At 39.5% G+C, this 16,867-nt stretch carries 14 protein-coding genes; 6 read left to right on the plus strand and 8 right to left on the minus strand.

What is annotated here, in order from left to right; translation table 11 throughout:
* Nucleotides 1-18 precede the first annotated feature (18 nt).
* From H4J69_RS07415 to H4J69_RS07430, 4 genes are all read left to right on the plus strand, one after another.
* Nucleotides 19-510 carry an RNA polymerase sigma factor gene (locus H4J69_RS07415; RefSeq protein ID WP_182217207.1) on the plus strand — a complete coding sequence of 164 codons (492 nt, stop codon included), beginning with the start codon at nt 19-21 and terminating at the stop codon, nt 508-510.
* Nucleotides 507-1,256 (plus strand): hypothetical protein, encoded by a 750-nt coding sequence (locus H4J69_RS07420; RefSeq protein ID WP_182217205.1) that lies wholly within the window; start codon nt 507-509, stop codon nt 1,254-1,256. The genes H4J69_RS07415 and H4J69_RS07420 overlap by 4 nt, the downstream gene beginning before the upstream one ends.
* Nucleotides 1,257-1,268: 12 nt before the next feature.
* Nucleotides 1,269-1,787 (plus strand): CC0125/CC1285 family lipoprotein, encoded by a 519-nt coding sequence (locus tag H4J69_RS07425; RefSeq protein ID WP_070373679.1) that lies wholly within the window; start codon nt 1,269-1,271, stop codon nt 1,785-1,787.
* Nucleotides 1,788-2,096: 309 nt separating this feature from the next.
* Entirely contained in the window at nt 2,097-2,567 is a 471-nt protein-coding gene (locus H4J69_RS07430) for an FKBP-type peptidyl-prolyl cis-trans isomerase (protein WP_182217204.1), read from the plus strand.
* A 122-nt stretch (nt 2,568-2,689) separates the two neighbouring features.
* On the opposite strand, the gene H4J69_RS07435 is transcribed toward H4J69_RS07430, so the two are convergent.
* The 5 genes from H4J69_RS07435 to H4J69_RS07455 form a co-directional block, all read right to left on the minus strand.
* Entirely contained in the window at nt 2,690-3,352 is a 663-nt protein-coding gene (locus H4J69_RS07435) for a YoaK family protein (RefSeq protein ID WP_182217202.1), read from the minus strand.
* Nucleotides 3,353-3,956: 604 nt separating this feature from the next.
* A complete protein-coding gene (locus tag H4J69_RS07440) occupies nt 3,957-4,646 on the minus strand; it encodes a glycerophosphodiester phosphodiesterase family protein (protein ID WP_197517634.1) in 690 nt (229 codons plus the stop codon).
* A gap of 116 nt (nt 4,647-4,762) precedes the next feature.
* The gene (locus tag H4J69_RS07445) at nt 4,763-6,736 is read right to left on the minus strand and encodes a tetratricopeptide repeat-containing sulfotransferase family protein (protein ID WP_182217201.1); all 1,974 of its coding nucleotides are present in this window, start codon (nt 6,734-6,736) and stop codon (nt 4,763-4,765) included.
* Nucleotides 6,737-6,861: 125 nt separating this feature from the next.
* Nucleotides 6,862-9,261: a TonB-dependent receptor gene (locus H4J69_RS07450; RefSeq protein WP_070373683.1), complete on the minus strand. Its 2,400-nt coding sequence runs from the start codon at nt 9,259-9,261 to the stop codon at nt 6,862-6,864.
* Nucleotides 9,262-9,628: 367 nt separating this feature from the next.
* Complete coding sequence (locus H4J69_RS07455; protein ID WP_182244848.1) at nt 9,629-10,975, minus strand: MFS transporter; 1,347 nt, start codon at nt 10,973-10,975, stop codon at nt 9,629-9,631.
* Nucleotides 10,976-11,425: 450 nt separating this feature from the next.
* Here H4J69_RS07455 and H4J69_RS20335 point away from each other — a divergent pair, with 450 nt between their 5' ends.
* Entirely contained in the window at nt 11,426-11,590 is a 165-nt protein-coding gene (locus H4J69_RS20335) for a hypothetical protein (protein WP_310733595.1), read from the plus strand.
* A 484-nt stretch (nt 11,591-12,074) separates the two neighbouring features.
* Here H4J69_RS20335 and H4J69_RS07465 read toward each other — a convergent pair whose 3' ends face one another.
* From H4J69_RS07465 to H4J69_RS07475, 3 genes are all read right to left on the minus strand, one after another.
* Nucleotides 12,075-14,447 carry a heavy metal translocating P-type ATPase gene (locus H4J69_RS07465; protein ID WP_182244849.1) on the minus strand — a complete coding sequence of 791 codons (2,373 nt, stop codon included), beginning with the start codon at nt 14,445-14,447 and terminating at the stop codon, nt 12,075-12,077.
* Nucleotides 14,444-15,769 carry a Na+/H+ antiporter NhaA gene (gene nhaA, locus H4J69_RS07470; RefSeq protein WP_259364778.1) on the minus strand — a complete coding sequence of 442 codons (1,326 nt, stop codon included), beginning with the start codon at nt 15,767-15,769 and terminating at the stop codon, nt 14,444-14,446. Before nhaA ends, H4J69_RS07465 begins: the two co-directional genes overlap by 4 nt.
* Before the next feature lie 102 nt (nt 15,770-15,871).
* Nucleotides 15,872-16,267, minus strand: coding sequence for a DUF302 domain-containing protein (locus tag H4J69_RS07475; RefSeq protein WP_182217195.1), 396 nt, complete (start codon nt 16,265-16,267; stop codon nt 15,872-15,874).
* 367 nt (nt 16,268-16,634) lie between these two features.
* Here H4J69_RS07475 and H4J69_RS20450 point away from each other — a divergent pair, with 367 nt between their 5' ends.
* Entirely contained in the window at nt 16,635-16,784 is a 150-nt protein-coding gene (locus H4J69_RS20450; protein ID WP_182217194.1) for a redoxin domain-containing protein, read from the plus strand.
* Nucleotides 16,785-16,867 lie beyond the last annotated feature (83 nt).

Here is a 16,867-nt window from a genome sequence, read left to right on the forward strand (position 1 = left end):
AGTAGAGAGGAGTAAAAAATGAATAAACCTATAGAAAATATACTACCAATGCTAAGACGCTTTGCCTACTCTTTAACGGGTAATCCTGCTGATGCAGATGATTTAGTACAAACCACGCTAGAGAAAATACTCAATAAAGGTGTGCCTAGTGGAGTAGACGAAACTAGGTGGGCATTTAAGGTTTGTCGCAATGTTTGGATTGACGAATATCGGTCACGAAAAGTTAGGCAGAATGCGGTACTCAAACCAGAGCTTCAAGAGCCACAAACTGCTAATGAACACCAACAATTTGACAACAAAGAAACGCTGGCACACGTTAATAAAGCGATGAGTACCTTGCCTGACGATCAACGGGCAATTTTATCTTTAGTGGCCGTTCAAGGCATGTCATATAAAGAAGTGGCTTCTTCTATGGAGATCCCTGTTGGTACGGTGATGAGTCGGCTATCTCGAGCACGTGTTGCACTAATGGATATGATGAAACCCTATCAAATAGGAGCAGGCTTATGAAAATAGACAATGAAATATTGAGTGCATTTTTAGACGCCGAACTGAGCGAAGAAGCAATGGAAGAGGTCCGTTGTGCGCTAGAGACTGACGACGATTTAGTGATGCGTTTGGCTGACTTATCACAAGTTGATCACTGGGTTGACGAAAATGCTGCCATTATTGATAGCACTACAATGCCTGATGGTATCTTACTCTTAGCACAAACCTTAGATAAAAAAATAGCAGAAAATAAAGAAGACCAGACGCCTGAAAATGTTGTTAGCTTGTCACGCTGGAAAAGTGTTAACCAACGCATTAAAAAACATTACGCCTTAGCGGCAGGTATTTCGATGATATTTGGCGTAGGAACAATAACCCTAATGCAGTCAGAGCAAACAACTGCGATTACTGCAGAGATATCACAGGTGTTAGATAAGGCAAAAAGTGGTGAAATGTCGTCAACAGACCAAGGTGATAAGGTCATGGCTAATTTAAGTTTCACTAATCATGCGGGTAATTTTTGTCGACAGTTTCAGCACATTAATTTACAAGCGGCCAGTATCAACATTGCCTGTAAAGAAAATCAGCAGTGGCAGCTTAAAATCACCAAAAACGTAGCGTTTTCCCAAGATATTGAAAATTACCGTGTTGCCAGTAACAAGGCACAACTAGACAGCGCTATAGATGAGATGATCAAAGGACAAGCAATGGATAGCGCTCAAGAACAACGAGCAATAAACAATAACTGGCAAACAAATAAACAATAACCGAGGTACATTATGAAATCATTTATTCCCTTTTTATTCGTCACTTTATTAATATCAGCTTGTGCTTCTCAACCTGACTACCGCCCTGCAACTAAAGGGTCATCAGGTTATAGTGAGCAAAAAATTACCAGTGATAGGTATCGTGTACAATTTAAAATCATCTCTAACAGTGTCGCTGATGCAGCTGATTATGCGCTATTAAGATCCGCGGAGCTCACTCAAAAGCAAGGTTTTGATTGGTTTGTCGTGACCAATAAAGAAACTTTTGTTGAGTCTCAAAAAGTAGAGGTTGCCTCTGCATTTGGTTTATCGCATCAACAGCGCATTGAACGCCGTTGTGGCCTATTCAACTGTGAAACTTACCAACGCCCACATAGTGAAATAGGAATTGCCTTTAATAGCGGCAATAACCGTAAAGAAGTGCATAGTATTTTAGAGATTCGAATGGGCAAAGGCATTATGCCTAATGAATCGACTTATAGCGCCGTTGATGTGATTGAAAACTTGTCACAAAAACTGGATAAGCATTAGAAATAAACATGTGATAATAGCTAATGTAAACGCAAGTAATAATCACATAACTTGAGGTAGCTGTTAATCTACTTATTAAACCCGGTAACATGCATGTTACCGGGTTTTTCTATAACTAAAGGGTAAATATTCAAGGTCCCATCACTGTAAATAGCATAAGACACCTCTTTTGAATGAATTAATACCCCTGCAAATCATCCGCTTACCTAACAATGAAAAACATAGCACTCATATTAATTTTAAATTAATGTGACCTGCAAAAGAATCGAATGCTAGAATACACAATAATTCAAATTAATCGGATCAGTTATGAAATATGTTGTATTGGTTATAATTATTGCCTTGGTAATTTTCTTTATTTCAAAAAGTTCAAATGATAAAAAAGCCGCGGTTGAAAATATAGCTATAGCTAACCAGTTCTTAGCTACAAATAAAACCCTTGAAAATGTTGTTGAAACAGCTTCAGGTTTGCAATATCTAGTATTGGAAAAAGGTGATGGATTAAAGCACCCAAGTGCCAGTTCAAAAGTGAAAGTGCATTATCATGGCTCTTTACTCGATGGCAGTGTATTTGACAGCTCAGTTGATCGCGGTGAACCCATTAGTTTTGGCTTAAACCAAGTGATACCTGGCTGGACTGAAGGTCTTCAATTAATGGTTGTTGGTGATAAATTTAAGTTTTTTATTCCATCAAGCTTAGGCTATGGCAATAAATCTGCAGGAAAAATAACCCCCGGTTCGTTACTTGTTTTTGAAGTGACACTACTCGACATTCAGTAAATAAAATATCTAAAACAGCAATAATAGAAATATCATTGCTGTTTTATTTAGTCAGATGATTAGCTATTGCCAGCATATAATAGCCACTATATTTTGTATTGATAACAGCGAACATACGGCTGTTAACTACTCACCTTTGCACTGTAAACTGAATAGAACAATGCTAATAGCAAGCAAATAACAGCAGGAATTAATAAAGCATTAAACTTAAACATACTGAAAAAATAAGCACCCAATCCCCCACCAACAATAAATCCCGTTATTATCAGTAGAAACAATACCGCCTTTCTTTTATCAAAGAGTTCGCCTCGAAGTCTTGAACCTAACATAAGACCAAGATCGGTAAATAACCCAGTTACATGTGTTGTTCGAACAACAGCGCCACTATAGGTTGTCACTAGTGCATTTTGAAGCCCACATGCAGCTGAAGCTAAATAATGGCCAAATAGTGATCCCTTGGATAAGAAATACATTGATGCGAAAATAATGATTGCCTCCAAGATAAGCAGTCGACTGTAATTACGACCCAACTTTAACGAACCACTATTTAGGAAATAGCCTGATATGGCAGAGCCTACTAAGAAGCTAAGCAGAATTAAAACCAAATGAAGCGTATCAGAAAAACTTGAGTTTAAAACACCTACGCCAAGCAGTGTTGCTGTTCCAGATAAGTGTGAAATAGATTGGTGATTAAATCCTAAAAGTCCAACAGCGTTAATAAAGCCCGCAACCAGTGCTAAAACAAACGAGCCATACTCTACCCACCGAGGTAATTTTGATATCACGATAATCCTTTAATCACAAATGCCACGTTAAGCGCCGATTTGAGTGACTTATAGTTCTTGTGTAAGTGCGGCACTTATAGCGATAGTAAATAACAATATTAAAGCGGCAAGTCCTTTAATTACACCTTTTATACGTTTATATGAGAATTCATTATTCCTTTTATCGTAATGATCGATAATTTCAATCAAAAGATATAAAGCACCTAACAAAAGAGCAGCAAAAGAAAAATATACTGCATTACCTTGAAAGGTAACTTCACCTCTTCCTAGGGGGAGATAAAGAGTACCGCTATAGACGCCATAAGTGCCATAGCAAAGTAAAAAAATAATAAGTACTTTTTTAGCTACCGCTGTGGTAAAGGAATATTATTTGGAAGATAGTTTTCACTATTTTCTGACTGCTTTTCCCCACGACGCATACATTAGATTATTGATAAGTTCGCATATAAACTAAATATATATTTTATCGCAAAATAAATAATACTCATGTGCGTTAACATTAAAATCTAGTTCATCTTTAAATCACAGGGATTTTCAAATCAAAACTACCCATACAAAATCCCACGCTATTTCTCGTTTAGTAACGCAGGCAATCGTGTCTTAATTATAATCTTTCTGGAAAATTACAAAAAATACCATCGATATTTAATTCTTTTACTTTGGCAATGTCATCATAGTCATTAACCGTATAAACATAAACTTGTAACCCTTTTTGATGTGCGTCATCAACAAAGTCCTGATTGATAAAATCTAGACTTAAGTTGATGGATTGAGCATTAAGTTCAACGGCACAATCAGCATAAGAAAGAGGAACGCCTTCAAGCAAAACACCGATGGGTATTTGAGGATACAAATGTTTAAATTTATTTAATTCATGATGATCAAATGAAGAAACCATAAAATCAAGCTCAGACCAGCCCTTTTCTTTTATGTATTTATCTATTACCTGATACGTTGCAATTGCGGTACTTCTTCCCTTTAATTCTATATTTACTATCACGCTTTTATCAACAAGATCCAAGACTTCTTCAAGTGTTGGTATAAGTTCACCTTTTCCCGCGTCTAGTTGTCTTAGCTCAACAAAGGTTTTATCTTCAGTATAGCCTATACCATTAGTTGTTCTGTCTACTTTATCGTCATGTATAACAACAAGTTCACCTGTTTTACATACATATACATCTAATTCGATCGCATCAACATTTAACGCTAATGCTTTTTTAAAAGACCTTAGCGTGTTTTCAGGTTCATGACCCATTGCGCCACGATGTCCTATTTTTAGTATCTTTTTATCCAAAATTTATTTCTCTTTATTTTCTATAGTAAAATAATTAACACGACAATATCAATACGCATAGCGCTCATTAACAGCCAACGGCTATAAAAACAGTTCTAGCACTTTAGAAAGCCGACCTAGCTTTTTAGTGCTTTTTTTAATGGTGTTAAATGAGACTCATAATTGCGCCATTGTTCAAGACCACTTTGATAAATAGGTTGTCGAACTTGCTCAGAGCTAGGCGTGCGAACAGCGCGTTTATTTGTATGAAAATCAATACAAGCCTGCTCAAAAGGCAGTCCACAATAGTCTAATATGCGCCTAACTTGGCTTTCAAGATCGGCAACCACATCTTCATACTGCACACGTAAAATCTTACCGGGTAATTCTTTGTCCCAATGGTCCATCAACTCAACATAACTACGATAATAATGTCCAATGTCTTCAAGATCATAGGAAAATTGCTGCCCCTCACCAAACAATTGTTTAAAACCACTAAAACAACAGGACAAAGCATCGCGTCTCGCATCGATAATTTTCGCATTAGGCAAGATCAGATTGATAAGTGCAATATGCCGGAAATTGTTTGGCATTTTATCGATAAAGAACATTGCTCCTTGGCGATGATGCCGAGTCTCTTCAATATACAGCTCGCCCATTTTAGTGAGGTCATCAGCAGTAAGATTGCTTAGAATACTTGGGTATTTGGGGGTGTCACGCGTGGCTTGTCGACCATTTAAGCGATGCGCTAGACCGATAATGTTGGCCAATTCCATTGTCCCATCGACCTGTGAGTGTGAAGAGAGGATTTGTTCTAAAAGTGTCGACCCCGCTCTGGGTAGTCCAACAATAAATATAGGATCTGCAGCAGAGCAACCGGTTTGTTTATGGCGATTGAAAAACGCAGCGTCAAAATTATTTTTCTGAAATTCAAACGATAACTCGAGAGATTTGCTGTCAAATTTGTCTTGCTCGCTCTTGAGTTTGTTGCCGCGATGGTAAAAAGAGAAGGCTTCGTCAAAGAGCTCACTGTCTTCTAAATCTTTGCCAAGAGCAAAGCAAAAATGAATTTTATCATTTATCGATGTTGTCGCGCTTGCTTCTTTAACCCGCATTTGCTGACGTTCATCAGAGGTAAATCGGTAAGTTTTTAAATTGGCCAAACTCCAGAAAGCATCACCAAAGTCAGGTTTGAGATCGTAGCTTTTACGGTAAGCTTGGATCGCGTCTTCAACACGCCCCATCGTTTTTAATGCATGCCCAAGAGTTAAATAGATAGAATAATTAGCTGCGTTGCTATCCAATACACTTTCAAAGGTGCTTATAGCTGCTTCAAAATCTCCAGTGGCTTGTTGCGCATTGCCGAGACCAATTTTAAACGTTGCATTTTCCGGGTCTGAATCTAATAGAATTTTTGCTTGCTCAAGTGCCTTATTAAATTTTTGTCGTTTATGCAGAACATGAACATAGTCAAGGCGTGCTCTTTTGTAATTTGGTTCAAATTCAAGGCAGCTGGCTAATAAGAACTCCGCGTCATCAAGAATTTGAAACTTTGTTCCTAACTCAGCCAATAAGCGCATAGCTTCTGGTTGATGGGGATTGTCTTTGAGAAAATGACGACAGAGCCATTCAGCGCGATGTAATTGCTTTTGATATATTAAGCTAGAAACAGAAACTAATGCTGGCGGCAAACTGGAGAGCCAATCAGCACGTTTTTTTGCTTCCTGATGCATCGGATAACCAGGTTGGTCTGCTAAAGCGCGCCAACTTCCAAACAAAGCTGGATTTAAGGCGACTGCTTTTTCAAAGGATGCTATCGCTTGGCTAGTGTTCGCCATTGCTTTGTGAGTATAACCTTGCTCTTGATGCGCCCGGCCATGGTCCGGTTGTTTTATAAGAATTTGATCAAGACTTGCCATAGCCAGATTATATTTTTGTTGTTTACGCTGACAGACTGCAAGACAATAAACACCTTCAATATGTCCTGGATTTTCCGCAAGCATATCTTCTAGGTTCTTAGCTGCTTGGCTTAAGTGGCCTTTTTGAATCAAAAGTTGACACTGTTTAATAACTTGGTCTGGTTGGAGGTTTTTCAACTGATTTGGCAACATAATGTCTCGGTAAATATCAAGAGATGGTTGATATTGTCTATAAATATACAAAAAAATGGGTCGACGTTATTAAACGCCGACCCTATCTTATCTTATCTTAAAATACTTTAAAATAATGTAAAATGCTAATAATCATAGCTTATTCTAAAGCCAACTGTGCGAGGTCTCGTTGGTGAAACCCTAAAGACATTATCAGCTGAACCCGCAGCAACTTGTCCAAGAGAATCGGTAGCATTGTCAATAAAGAGTGTTGCTTTCCAGTCATCTTTTCCAATAGAGGCAGATAGGTTAACTTGATTATAAGACGGTAACTCGACACGATCAGCAGCAACTAAGCTATTAAAACGTGAGTCTGTCCATTTAAATACGCCTTGAAAAACAGCAGCAAAGTCGCCGATATTTTGATAGTAACGCGCGCCAACCACACCTTCATTTTCTGGTGCGTAAGGGAGATTAGACCCTACTGGTGTGATATTAACTAAGGTGTTTGGAATATCAGTCAACTCTGAATCAATGTAACTAAATGAGCCAAAAAGGTCGACATTATCGGTCGCAGCCCAGTTAAGTTCAAATTCAACACCATTGATATCAGCAGAACCAACATTATCAAAGAATGAGCTATTAGCGATACTAAGATCAAGAACGCCTTGCTGCATGTCACTGAAATCAACATTGTATATCGCGCCATTAAAACGCAAAGTATTATTAAGCCAAGTTGTTTTCCAGCCTAATTCAACACTAACAACATCATCGGTATCAAAAGTAGCCGGAATGCCACCAGTGCCAACTGCACGATTGAATCCACCGCCTCTAAAGCCTTCAGAATACGTAGCATAAAACATCGCGTCAGCATTCATTTCCCAGCGTATATTGGCTTTGTAAATCGTTCCCGATATCGTTGCAGGCGATAAACCAGCCAGTCTTGAATCGACATTGGTTCCGGCATCTGCCTCTGGTCCAGATGCTCTTTGACCGAAAGGAGATTGTCCCATCAAGCCCATTTCAATATTATAGTGACGTGCACCAACTGTTACGGTTACCTCTTCAGTAACGTCGTAAGCAAGCTCACCAAATACAGACATTTCTTCACGGTCTGATTGATAATCATTGAAATAAGTTACGCCCGGCGGTCGAGCACTGCCATCGGTGTTAGTGAAAGCACCCGGTATCGGAAAGTTTGGTGAAAATCCAGCGGCGATAGAACCCGCATAAGTAAAGTCAGTTAACGTATTAAGTTGCTGATCATCATAGAAAACACCACCAATCGCTCTAAAACGGTCTTCCGCATTGGTTGCAACACGAATTTCGTGCACAACGCGTTCTGTTTCAAACTGCTCAGAAGTAGTCATCACAGGACTAAAGCATTCATCATAACCTGGGTAACTACAAATGTAGTAAGGAACATATGGTCCTATTTCTATATAAGCAGTATAGTCAGTATTACCTTGGAACGTGCGGTTGGTGAACGAGCCGTTATAAATAACTTCAAGGCCGCCAAGCATACCATTCAATGTCCACTGTGTTAGGTCAACTTTATCATCACCAGCCGTCGGCGAAAAAGTGGCTGTATTTAAGTCGTCTTCAGTGCTGATAGACGGATCATATTCAAAAGAACCTTCAGTATCTAACTGTTGGTTTGTGTGCTGTACTAACAAATCCCATTCGTCGTTGATTTGCCATAAGCCACTAATTCTGACGCCACGGTGTGTCGCTTCATTGTAATCATCTTTTGCAAGTGTAGAGTTACTGACTACTTGTCGAGATGAAGGAACGCTGCCACCCAGTGCTGGATTAGTTAATGGTAATTGCGTTGTAGACAGCGCATTATCAATAAACCCACCATCAGTAGAATTATAAGCTGCAATTCGTATAGCAAACTCATCTTCTATAATAGGAAGATTGACATAACCTTCAGTTTTATTACTGATGCCACCACTCTTGGTAGATGACATACCTACCTCGCCACCGGCTCTAAATTCGTTCAATTCCGGTTTGTTGGTAATAAGGCGAACGGTACCTGCTTGTGAACTAGCGCCAAACAATGTGCCTTGAGGACCTTTTAACACTTCGATACGTTGCAAATCAACCGCATATAAATCTATATTACGACCTGGAGTAGTGATTGGAGTTTCATCAAGGTAAAAAGCAACGCTTGGCTCGCCCCCTATGCCTGCAAGTCTAACATCAGCACGACCGGCGGATACACCACGGATATAGGTTTCTTGCTTACCAGGACCTTGACCTTCAGAGCTAACACCCGGTAGTAATGCAATATAATCTTCAAAGCTGTCAATACCCAGTTGCTGAAGTTGTGCTCCACTAATGGCTTGAACAGCAAGCGGCACTGCTTGTTGGTTTTCTGAACGGCGAGTTGAAGTAACCGTTATAGTTTCGATCTGGCGCTCAGTCTCAACTTTTTTGTCTTCTGCTTTACTCTTTTCCTGAGCTTGAACGGCACTACTACTCAATGCAAGAGCGATTGCCATGGTCAATACGGTTTTAACTGGTCGGTTTTTATGATACATAAGTACCCTCGTTGATTATTTTCTGTGACTTAGCAGATACTAAGTAAATTAATAGATCAATATCGAAGCAAAACGCTTATCAAGTGACAGCCTTTTGCTTCTTTGTGACAAACCGTCAAAAGTTTTCGCAAACAGCTGTGTCGTTAAAATAGCCTGTAATATAACTTAATGATTAATATCACAGAAATTTTTGAGTTGTAGCATACTACAATATCGGAAAGATTACTGAATATAGCTAAAATAAACAGCAAACTTCGGTGAAAAGATGGTATTTTGAAGAAGTAACGTTTAGAACGACTCACGGGGTTTATTTAAGCTTGTGGCGATAAACTCTTAAAGGGTTAAAGAGTTTATCGCATTAAATACCTTACTTGACGACACTTTCCCCTGACTTTGCCGCTTTATATTCCGCATGCATAAATGCCCAAACAGATATAATACCCACAGCTGAAATCAATATAAGCATATTCATAAAGCTAGACCAACCACCCGCACTATCAGCTAACCTGCCGCCGATAAAAGCAAATGTTGCACTGGCCGCAAAACCAAAAGCATCAATAAAACTCACCAACTTTGCACTGTGGGGTCCACCATATTCGATAGAGAATATTGACATAGGTAGGTAATAAGCGGGAGAAATTGAAAAGGCGAATAAGAAAATTGCGCTCAAAGCGACAATGTAATTCACTTCAACACTCAAATCAAACCAAGATAAATACTTCAGGGTCAGGATACTCAATAAACTCAGAGTCATCGCTATCGTTAATACGGTGCGAATACCTTTCTTTGAAAATCGGTCGTAAAATGCTATCGAAGCTAACAATCCAGCCAAAGAACCTACGGGGAAGATAGTAGAAGCCATTGCTGCTTGTGAAGGAGATAATTGATAGGTTTCCATAAGATAAACGGCAACAAAGTCTAAAAAAGCCATCATACAAGTAAGCATCATTAGCATTAGCACCACGAGCCAAACTCTTGGACTTTTAATAAATGCCAACATACCTGCACCCATACTCGTATTTTGAAGTGGGTGGTTATATTTGTTATCAACTGCCTGCTTTGCTGCTTTGGCTAGCGCTATACCTTCGGCACTGGTATCAGTATGATCACTTTCAATTTCTCTAAAAAAGTTGGGGTTTTCTGGTTTTTCTTGTAGAAAAAAATAACAACCAATAAAAACAACCAGTCCAAAAGCCGCAGCGATGAAAGCGACTGAACGCCAATCCATAAAGCTTAATAACCAACCAAAGAACAAGGTCGCTAACACAACACTGAATCTAGAACTGGTAGAAATAATACTCCAAACTCGCCCGTAATGATGAGGGTGATACCATTCTCCAACCAGTTTGGTCATCGCTGGCCAACCTGAAGATTTTGTACAGTACAATAGGAATGAAAAAACAGTAAAAGCCATTACATTAGGAGAGAGTCCAAAAGCGATAACAAAGAGCGCCGTTAGAAAAATGCCAATCAAAAAAGTAAAGCGCCCACCTATAATATCAGCAAGGGGCCCCCAAATGAGTTTGCCAACCAATGCACCTAAAGTACCATAAGCAGCAAAATCACCCAGATTAGTTTTTGTTAAGGCTAAGGTTTCATCGGCAAGCAAGGCAGGACTAAGAATAGTGACCATTTGACGACAAATCATCATGGCGGCATAACCAAGATACATGGCGATAATAATATTTAATTGCTGTGGGGGTCGGTTAGACATAATTTCTCTATGAACAGTTGTAATATAGTTAATGGTACTCCTATAAAACAATGGCTCTGTTGGGTTAATGATTATGGATTCGATGATACTATGTTATTCAGTAGTTTACGTCAAACACGCCAAAAAAATTAGCCTTATATCAAACTGACAATAATTACAGATGCACTACTTTCAAGTAAAGTGACGATATTTTATTCAAGAATATTTTGAGTTTAAATTAAAAAGATAATTGTTACAGCCTCTATCGTTTATAACAACAGAGTTATTAGCCATGATCGATATTCTCTCGTTAAGCAGAAAATACAATCAAATTCAGCTGTGAATCTTTGAACGTTTTTACGAAGTTATTAATGCAATATAATTCAAGGGAAAACTATATAAACGATGTGAATAATGACTTGTAGTAATGAGAGATATTTTAATTAACTGAATACGAAGTTTAGAAAAAGGGTGCCCGGTGTACTGAACGCCATTGAACGTCAGCCAATTCTTCTTGGCGGTATATCAGCTTACCAAAAACATCGAACATCCGCGATAAAATACTTTTTACCAACCGGCGCTAACAAAGGTTTTCCACTGTCGCCACTTGCATACCGCGTGACAAGCCTTGGGTAGGTGTTAAGACTATACATCGTACCTGCTTAGCATTTCGTTGTTCTAATACTTCAATAACCACTTGTCTATATCAGCTGATTCACTTTTACTTAAATCAATACTAAGTATTGAGTAGAACCGCGGTAATTTCCCCTCAAAAATATCCGTAAATTACACTGCCGCGTATTGCCGTTATATTGCCAATATTTATTTCATTCTCAGATGGTTTCATGAAAAGGTGCACATATTGTTGGTGTCCACCGCCAACCAACAATTTCAAGCATATCTTGACCATGTTTGATGATATACTTTTTATGCTCAAATAACTTTTCATTTCATAACCTGTTACTTAACTTTACCGCTAGTTCAACATCATGGCCATCAATAGTAATGATGTATGCACATAAATAATTATAACTATAAGGCCAGAAACATTAATACTCTGTTCTATAACGTCCCCATAACCAAAATGATTAGGGAATATCATGCTCAACGATATTGACCGCTAAAGCGTTTGAGTTTTTAACCTAAGGGCATTGACGATGACGGATACTGAGCTAAGGCTCATTGCAGCACTGGCTATCATTGGGCTGAGTAATAAACCAAACCAAGGATATAAAATACCAGCAGCAACTGACACACCGAGAAAATTATAAATAAAGGCGAAAAATAAATTCTGACGGATATTCTTCATGGTGTTTTGGCTAAGTAAACGGGCCTTGGTGATACCACGCAAATCGCCTTTAACCAGTACTATTCTTGCGCTATTCATGGCAACATCGGTACCTGTTCCCATTGCAATGCCCACGTCAGCCTTGGCAAGTGCTGGTGCATCATTAATACCGTCACCTGCCATTGCGACAATATGTCCTTGTTTTTGCAATTTTTTAAGATAATTAAGTTTGTCTTCTGGAGTAGCATCCGCCTCCACGTCATCAAGGCCTAGGGTTTTAGCGACAACCTTAGCTGTGGTCGCGTTATCGCCAGTTAATACCACTATTTTCAAGCCAGCTTGATGGAGTTGTTCTATTGCTTCAACTGTGGTTTTTTTGATAGCGTCACCAATACCTATAACACCTCCCAACAGGCCGTCTATGGTAACAAAGATAACGGTCTGTCCATTTTCTCTCATTGACATTGTCTGAGAACGCAACGAAGAAACGTCTATTCTTTGTTCTTCTATTAAGCGGTTATTCCCAATTAATATAGATTTACCGTCGATTGTCGCGCTGACGCCTTGTCCGGTAATTGATTTAAAATCATTGATCGGTTTGAGCTCTAATTTCTCCTGTTTTGCATGTGCTACGATAGCCGTAGCCAATGGATGTTCACTTGACGTTTCTAAACTTGCTGCAAATAGCAATACATCGTTTTCCGTCAAACCTTCTTTTTCGGCTTCATCGCTTACCAATATGTATTGCACTGTTGGCCGCCCTTCTGTCAGCGTACCGGTTTTGTCGACAACTAAGGTATCCACTTTCTCCATCAGTTCTAATGCTTCGGCATCTTTAATCAATATGCCTTCTTGTGCCCCTCGGCCAATGCCAACCATAATCGACATCGGCGTTGCCAATCCCAAGGCACAGGGACAAGCGATAATGAGCACAGATACCCCAACAATTAAAGCATTTGACAATGCAGGTGCAGGTCCAACTATCGCCCAAACAGTAAAAGCAGCGACGGCAACCAAGATAACTGCAGGGACAAACCATTTAGACACTTTATCTGCTAGTTTTTGGATGGGAGCGCGCGAGCGACCGGCCTCATTCACTAACTCAATCATTCTTGCCAGTAAGGTATTACTGCCTACTTTTTCGGCTTTAAGTAGGAATGAACCTGTGGTATTTAGCGTTCCTGCCGTCACTTTACTCGCTGTTGTTTTGTTTACCGGTGCAGGTTCGCCAGTGATCATAGATTCGTCAACATGAGAGTGACCTTCGATAATTTCACCATCTACTGGGATCTTCCCCCCCGGTTTCACCCGTAATTGGTCATCTTCTTTAACCTCATCAAGCGCGACTTGTTCTTCACTGCCATCTGAATTAACACGCAAAGCCTTATTGGGCGCCAATTGCAATAAAGATTTAATAGCACTGTTCGTTTTTGAACGAGCACGCAGCTCAAGCACCTGCCCTATTAATACCAAGGTAATAATCACCGCTGCTGCTTCAAAGTAAAGCGGTGCTCTACCTGCTATTTTAAAGGCTTCAGGCAGTTGTGAGGAAAATAATAAAGTAAACCAACTAAATACAAAAGCGGTAGAGGTACCTAACCCAATTAGGCTGAACATATTGAGCTGCCAACTTTTGAATGACTCAAATGCACGCACAAAGAACGGCCATCCCCCCCACAATACAACAGGCGTTGCTAAAGTTGCCTGTAGCCAGTTAAAAGCACTTTCGCCCAGCCAGTTACCCACATTTACACCCGGAATAAGGTCTCCCATAGTGATGATAAGCAAAGGTAAACTCAAGCTCAAACTCCACCAGAAGCGTCGTGTCATATCTTTGAGTTCTGTATCGTCATCATTGTCAACAGGGGTTATCGTTTCTAGCGCCATGCCACATTTGGGGCACAAGCCAGGGTTGTTTTGACTGATTTCTGGATGCATTGGACAGGTAAAAAATACATTTTTATTTTCGCTACTTTTATTATTACTTGCGGCATTTGTCTCTTTCTGTATTTTGGCTGTGCCGCACACCGGATAATTACGATCACTCTTACCTGTATGGGCATAATGCTCAGGATCGGCATTGAATTTATCAGCACAAGACGAACTACAAAAATAGTAAACAGTTCCTTCCCACTCGACTGTCTTTTCACTATTACTTGTAGCATCATTCGCAACTTTCATTCCACAAACCGGATCATGATTCATTTTTTCTCCTTTATCGATATCGCTGTAATTCGAAAATACAATATCCCTAATAATGCTGATAAACCCGAGGCAACTAAAATCGATGTTTTTGCATTATGTAGATGTTCTGGTTGGCCATCAAAACCAAGCGCAGCAATGAAAGTGGACATAGTGAAGCCTATTCCTGCGATCAGTGATGCCCCAATAACATGTTTAAAGGTGATGTCATTGGGTAAACAACCTATGCGGTAACGCAGGCCAAGCCAACATGCACCAGAAATCCCGAGGACTTTACCAACTACTAACCCTAAGATAATGCCCAGCCCTACAGGTTGTGTCAGGCTATCTATAAAAGAATTTTCACTAAAGACAACCCCTGCATTTATTAACGCAAATAGTGGTAAGATAAATATCGCCACAGGTAAATGAAGGGTATTTTCCCAACGACGCAAAGGTGTATTAGCGTGCTCCGATAACTCACTTATTGCTAACACTTTTTTGTGATCGTTCTTACTGGCCAGAACATCGATATCCTCAGTATTTTTTTGTATCGAACTAATAATTGATTTGGCATTACCCAGCAACTTTTCCGTTGCTAATTTGGGTTTTGCTGGCACTGTAAATGCAATGACAACACCAGCTACCGTCGCATGCACACCAGACTGCAGCATAGCCCACCAAGTCGCAATGCCGGCAATAATATAGAATAACGGCTGACGAACGCCTGCGTAGTTAGCTAAAATCAACATGACAGTCAGTGCGATGGTCACTAACAAGTAAACCATTGATATTTGTTGAGTATAAAACAAGGCAATAACAACTATCGCTCCCACATCATCAACAATGGCAAAGCCAACGATAAAAACGATCAAACTTATAGGAATATACTTTCTGACAAGGCTCAGTACACCCAAGGCAAATGCTGTATCGGTTGCCATGGGAATGGCCCAACCAATTTGTGAGTCGAGCGACCAATTAAAAATAGAATAAATGACCGCAGGTGCTATCATGCCCCCCATCGCACATAAAATCAGCATGCGCCTGTGTTCAGGGCTTGCAAGTTCTCCAGCCAAAACTTCCCGTTTTATCTCAAGCCCCAGCAAAAGAAAAAAAATCACCATCAATCCATCATTAATAATGTGCTTGAACGAAGCTCGCAGCTCAAAATCACCAATAAAAAAACCTATAGGCGTATTTACCAGTTGCTGATAAGCCAAGGCGTAAGCTGAATTTGCCCACCAAAGTGCAGTGATTGTGGCTATTAATAAAAAGACACCGGCGGTGGCCTGGGCGCGCATAAAATTAGAAAAAGGCTCGTGAAATAATTCAAGGCATCGTTGCAATGGGTTTCTATTATCTTGAGAAGATTTGATATGTTTAACCCCTTATTAATAAGTGTTATTTAATGCTAACGAAAGACATTGCTTATCCTGAGTTAAGGTTTATTAGTATTCACTACTAAGGCTGCTTGATACACGTTGTAATAACCCTTTTACCTCTTTAGCTAATTCGTGTATTTCTGGCTTATCCGACACTTTTAATAAGGCTTCTGGATCAATAAAAGCAACCGTTATACTGCTATCTATTTCTTCTCGTACCACCACGTTACAGGGCAGCAATAACCCTATATCAGCATCGGCTTCAATGGCACGAAGTGCCAATGGTGGATTACATGCACCAAGAATACGATAAGGTCTGTGATCAACCTTTAACTTCTCTTTTAGCGTTACTTTGATGTCTATATCACTAAGTACACCAAAACCCTCTTTTTTGAGTGATTCAACAACATGATTAAGCGCTATATCAAAAGGTATTTGTAATTGCACACTGAATCCATACATGGGTAACTCCTAAATATTGGCTGAACCAATATCGATAATAAAAAACAGCCTTATTGGTAAAGGCTAAGTAATAGTTACTTTATCCTTGTATTTATAATTATTCTGTACGTTAACGTACTTAATGAAAAGTTTTTGGCGACTATGTAGTCGTTAGAATAAAGTAGTAGTAAAACAAAATAAGCGCTCTATTCTCAATATCACTCACAGTATCAACCGATAGATTTCATGTAAATAACCGGAAGAATATTCGACAGTGCATAGGTGAACGGTAGGTGGAGTGAGATATTTATCTCATTAAGCAATATCATCAAAAAGTCTTACTATGTAAGATAATTTAACAGGAGCCACCCCCGCAAAACACTTTGACATGCTGTTGTTTTACAGCGGCATACACTGCCCCATTTACGCAAAGTATTTAAAAGAGCTTGAAAAGCATTCAAGCGAATTCGCTAGTCGCGGCGTAAATATTATTGCTGTAAGTACAGACACCAAAGAGCGCGTGATAAAAATGGCATAAAAAATAAATGCCAGTGGCGTAAAGGTGGCTTATGGAATGAGCTTGCAAAATGCGCGAGACTGGGTCTTTATCTTAGTGAATCA

The organism is Colwellia sp. BRX10-9 (assembly GCF_014077405.1).
Classification (GTDB): Bacteria; Pseudomonadota; Gammaproteobacteria; order Enterobacterales; family Alteromonadaceae; genus Colwellia_A.

Coding starts and splice junctions, on each gene's coding strand:
- H4J69_RS07425 (WP_070373679.1), top strand. CDS start 1,269: ATGAAATCATTTATTCCCTTTTTATTCGTCACTTTATTAATATCAGCT.
- H4J69_RS07445 (WP_182217201.1), bottom strand. CDS start 6,736: ATGTTGCCAAATCAGTTGAAAAACCTCCAACCAGACCAAGTTATTAAA.
- H4J69_RS07475 (WP_182217195.1), bottom strand. CDS start 16,267: ATGTATGGATTCAGTGTGCAATTACAAATACCTTTTGATATAGCGCTT.
- H4J69_RS07465 (WP_182244849.1), bottom strand. CDS start 14,447: ATGAATCATGATCCGGTTTGTGGAATGAAAGTTGCGAATGATGCTACA.
- H4J69_RS07455 (WP_182244848.1), bottom strand. CDS start 10,975: ATGTCTAACCGACCCCCACAGCAATTAAATATTATTATCGCCATGTAT.
- H4J69_RS07415 (WP_182217207.1), top strand. CDS start 19: ATGAATAAACCTATAGAAAATATACTACCAATGCTAAGACGCTTTGCC.
- H4J69_RS20450 (WP_182217194.1), top strand. CDS start 16,635: ATGCTGTTGTTTTACAGCGGCATACACTGCCCCATTTACGCAAAGTAT.
- H4J69_RS07430 (WP_182217204.1), top strand. CDS start 2,097: ATGAAATATGTTGTATTGGTTATAATTATTGCCTTGGTAATTTTCTTT.
- H4J69_RS07420 (WP_182217205.1), top strand. CDS start 507: ATGAAAATAGACAATGAAATATTGAGTGCATTTTTAGACGCCGAACTG.
- H4J69_RS07450 (WP_070373683.1), bottom strand. CDS start 9,261: ATGTATCATAAAAACCGACCAGTTAAAACCGTATTGACCATGGCAATC.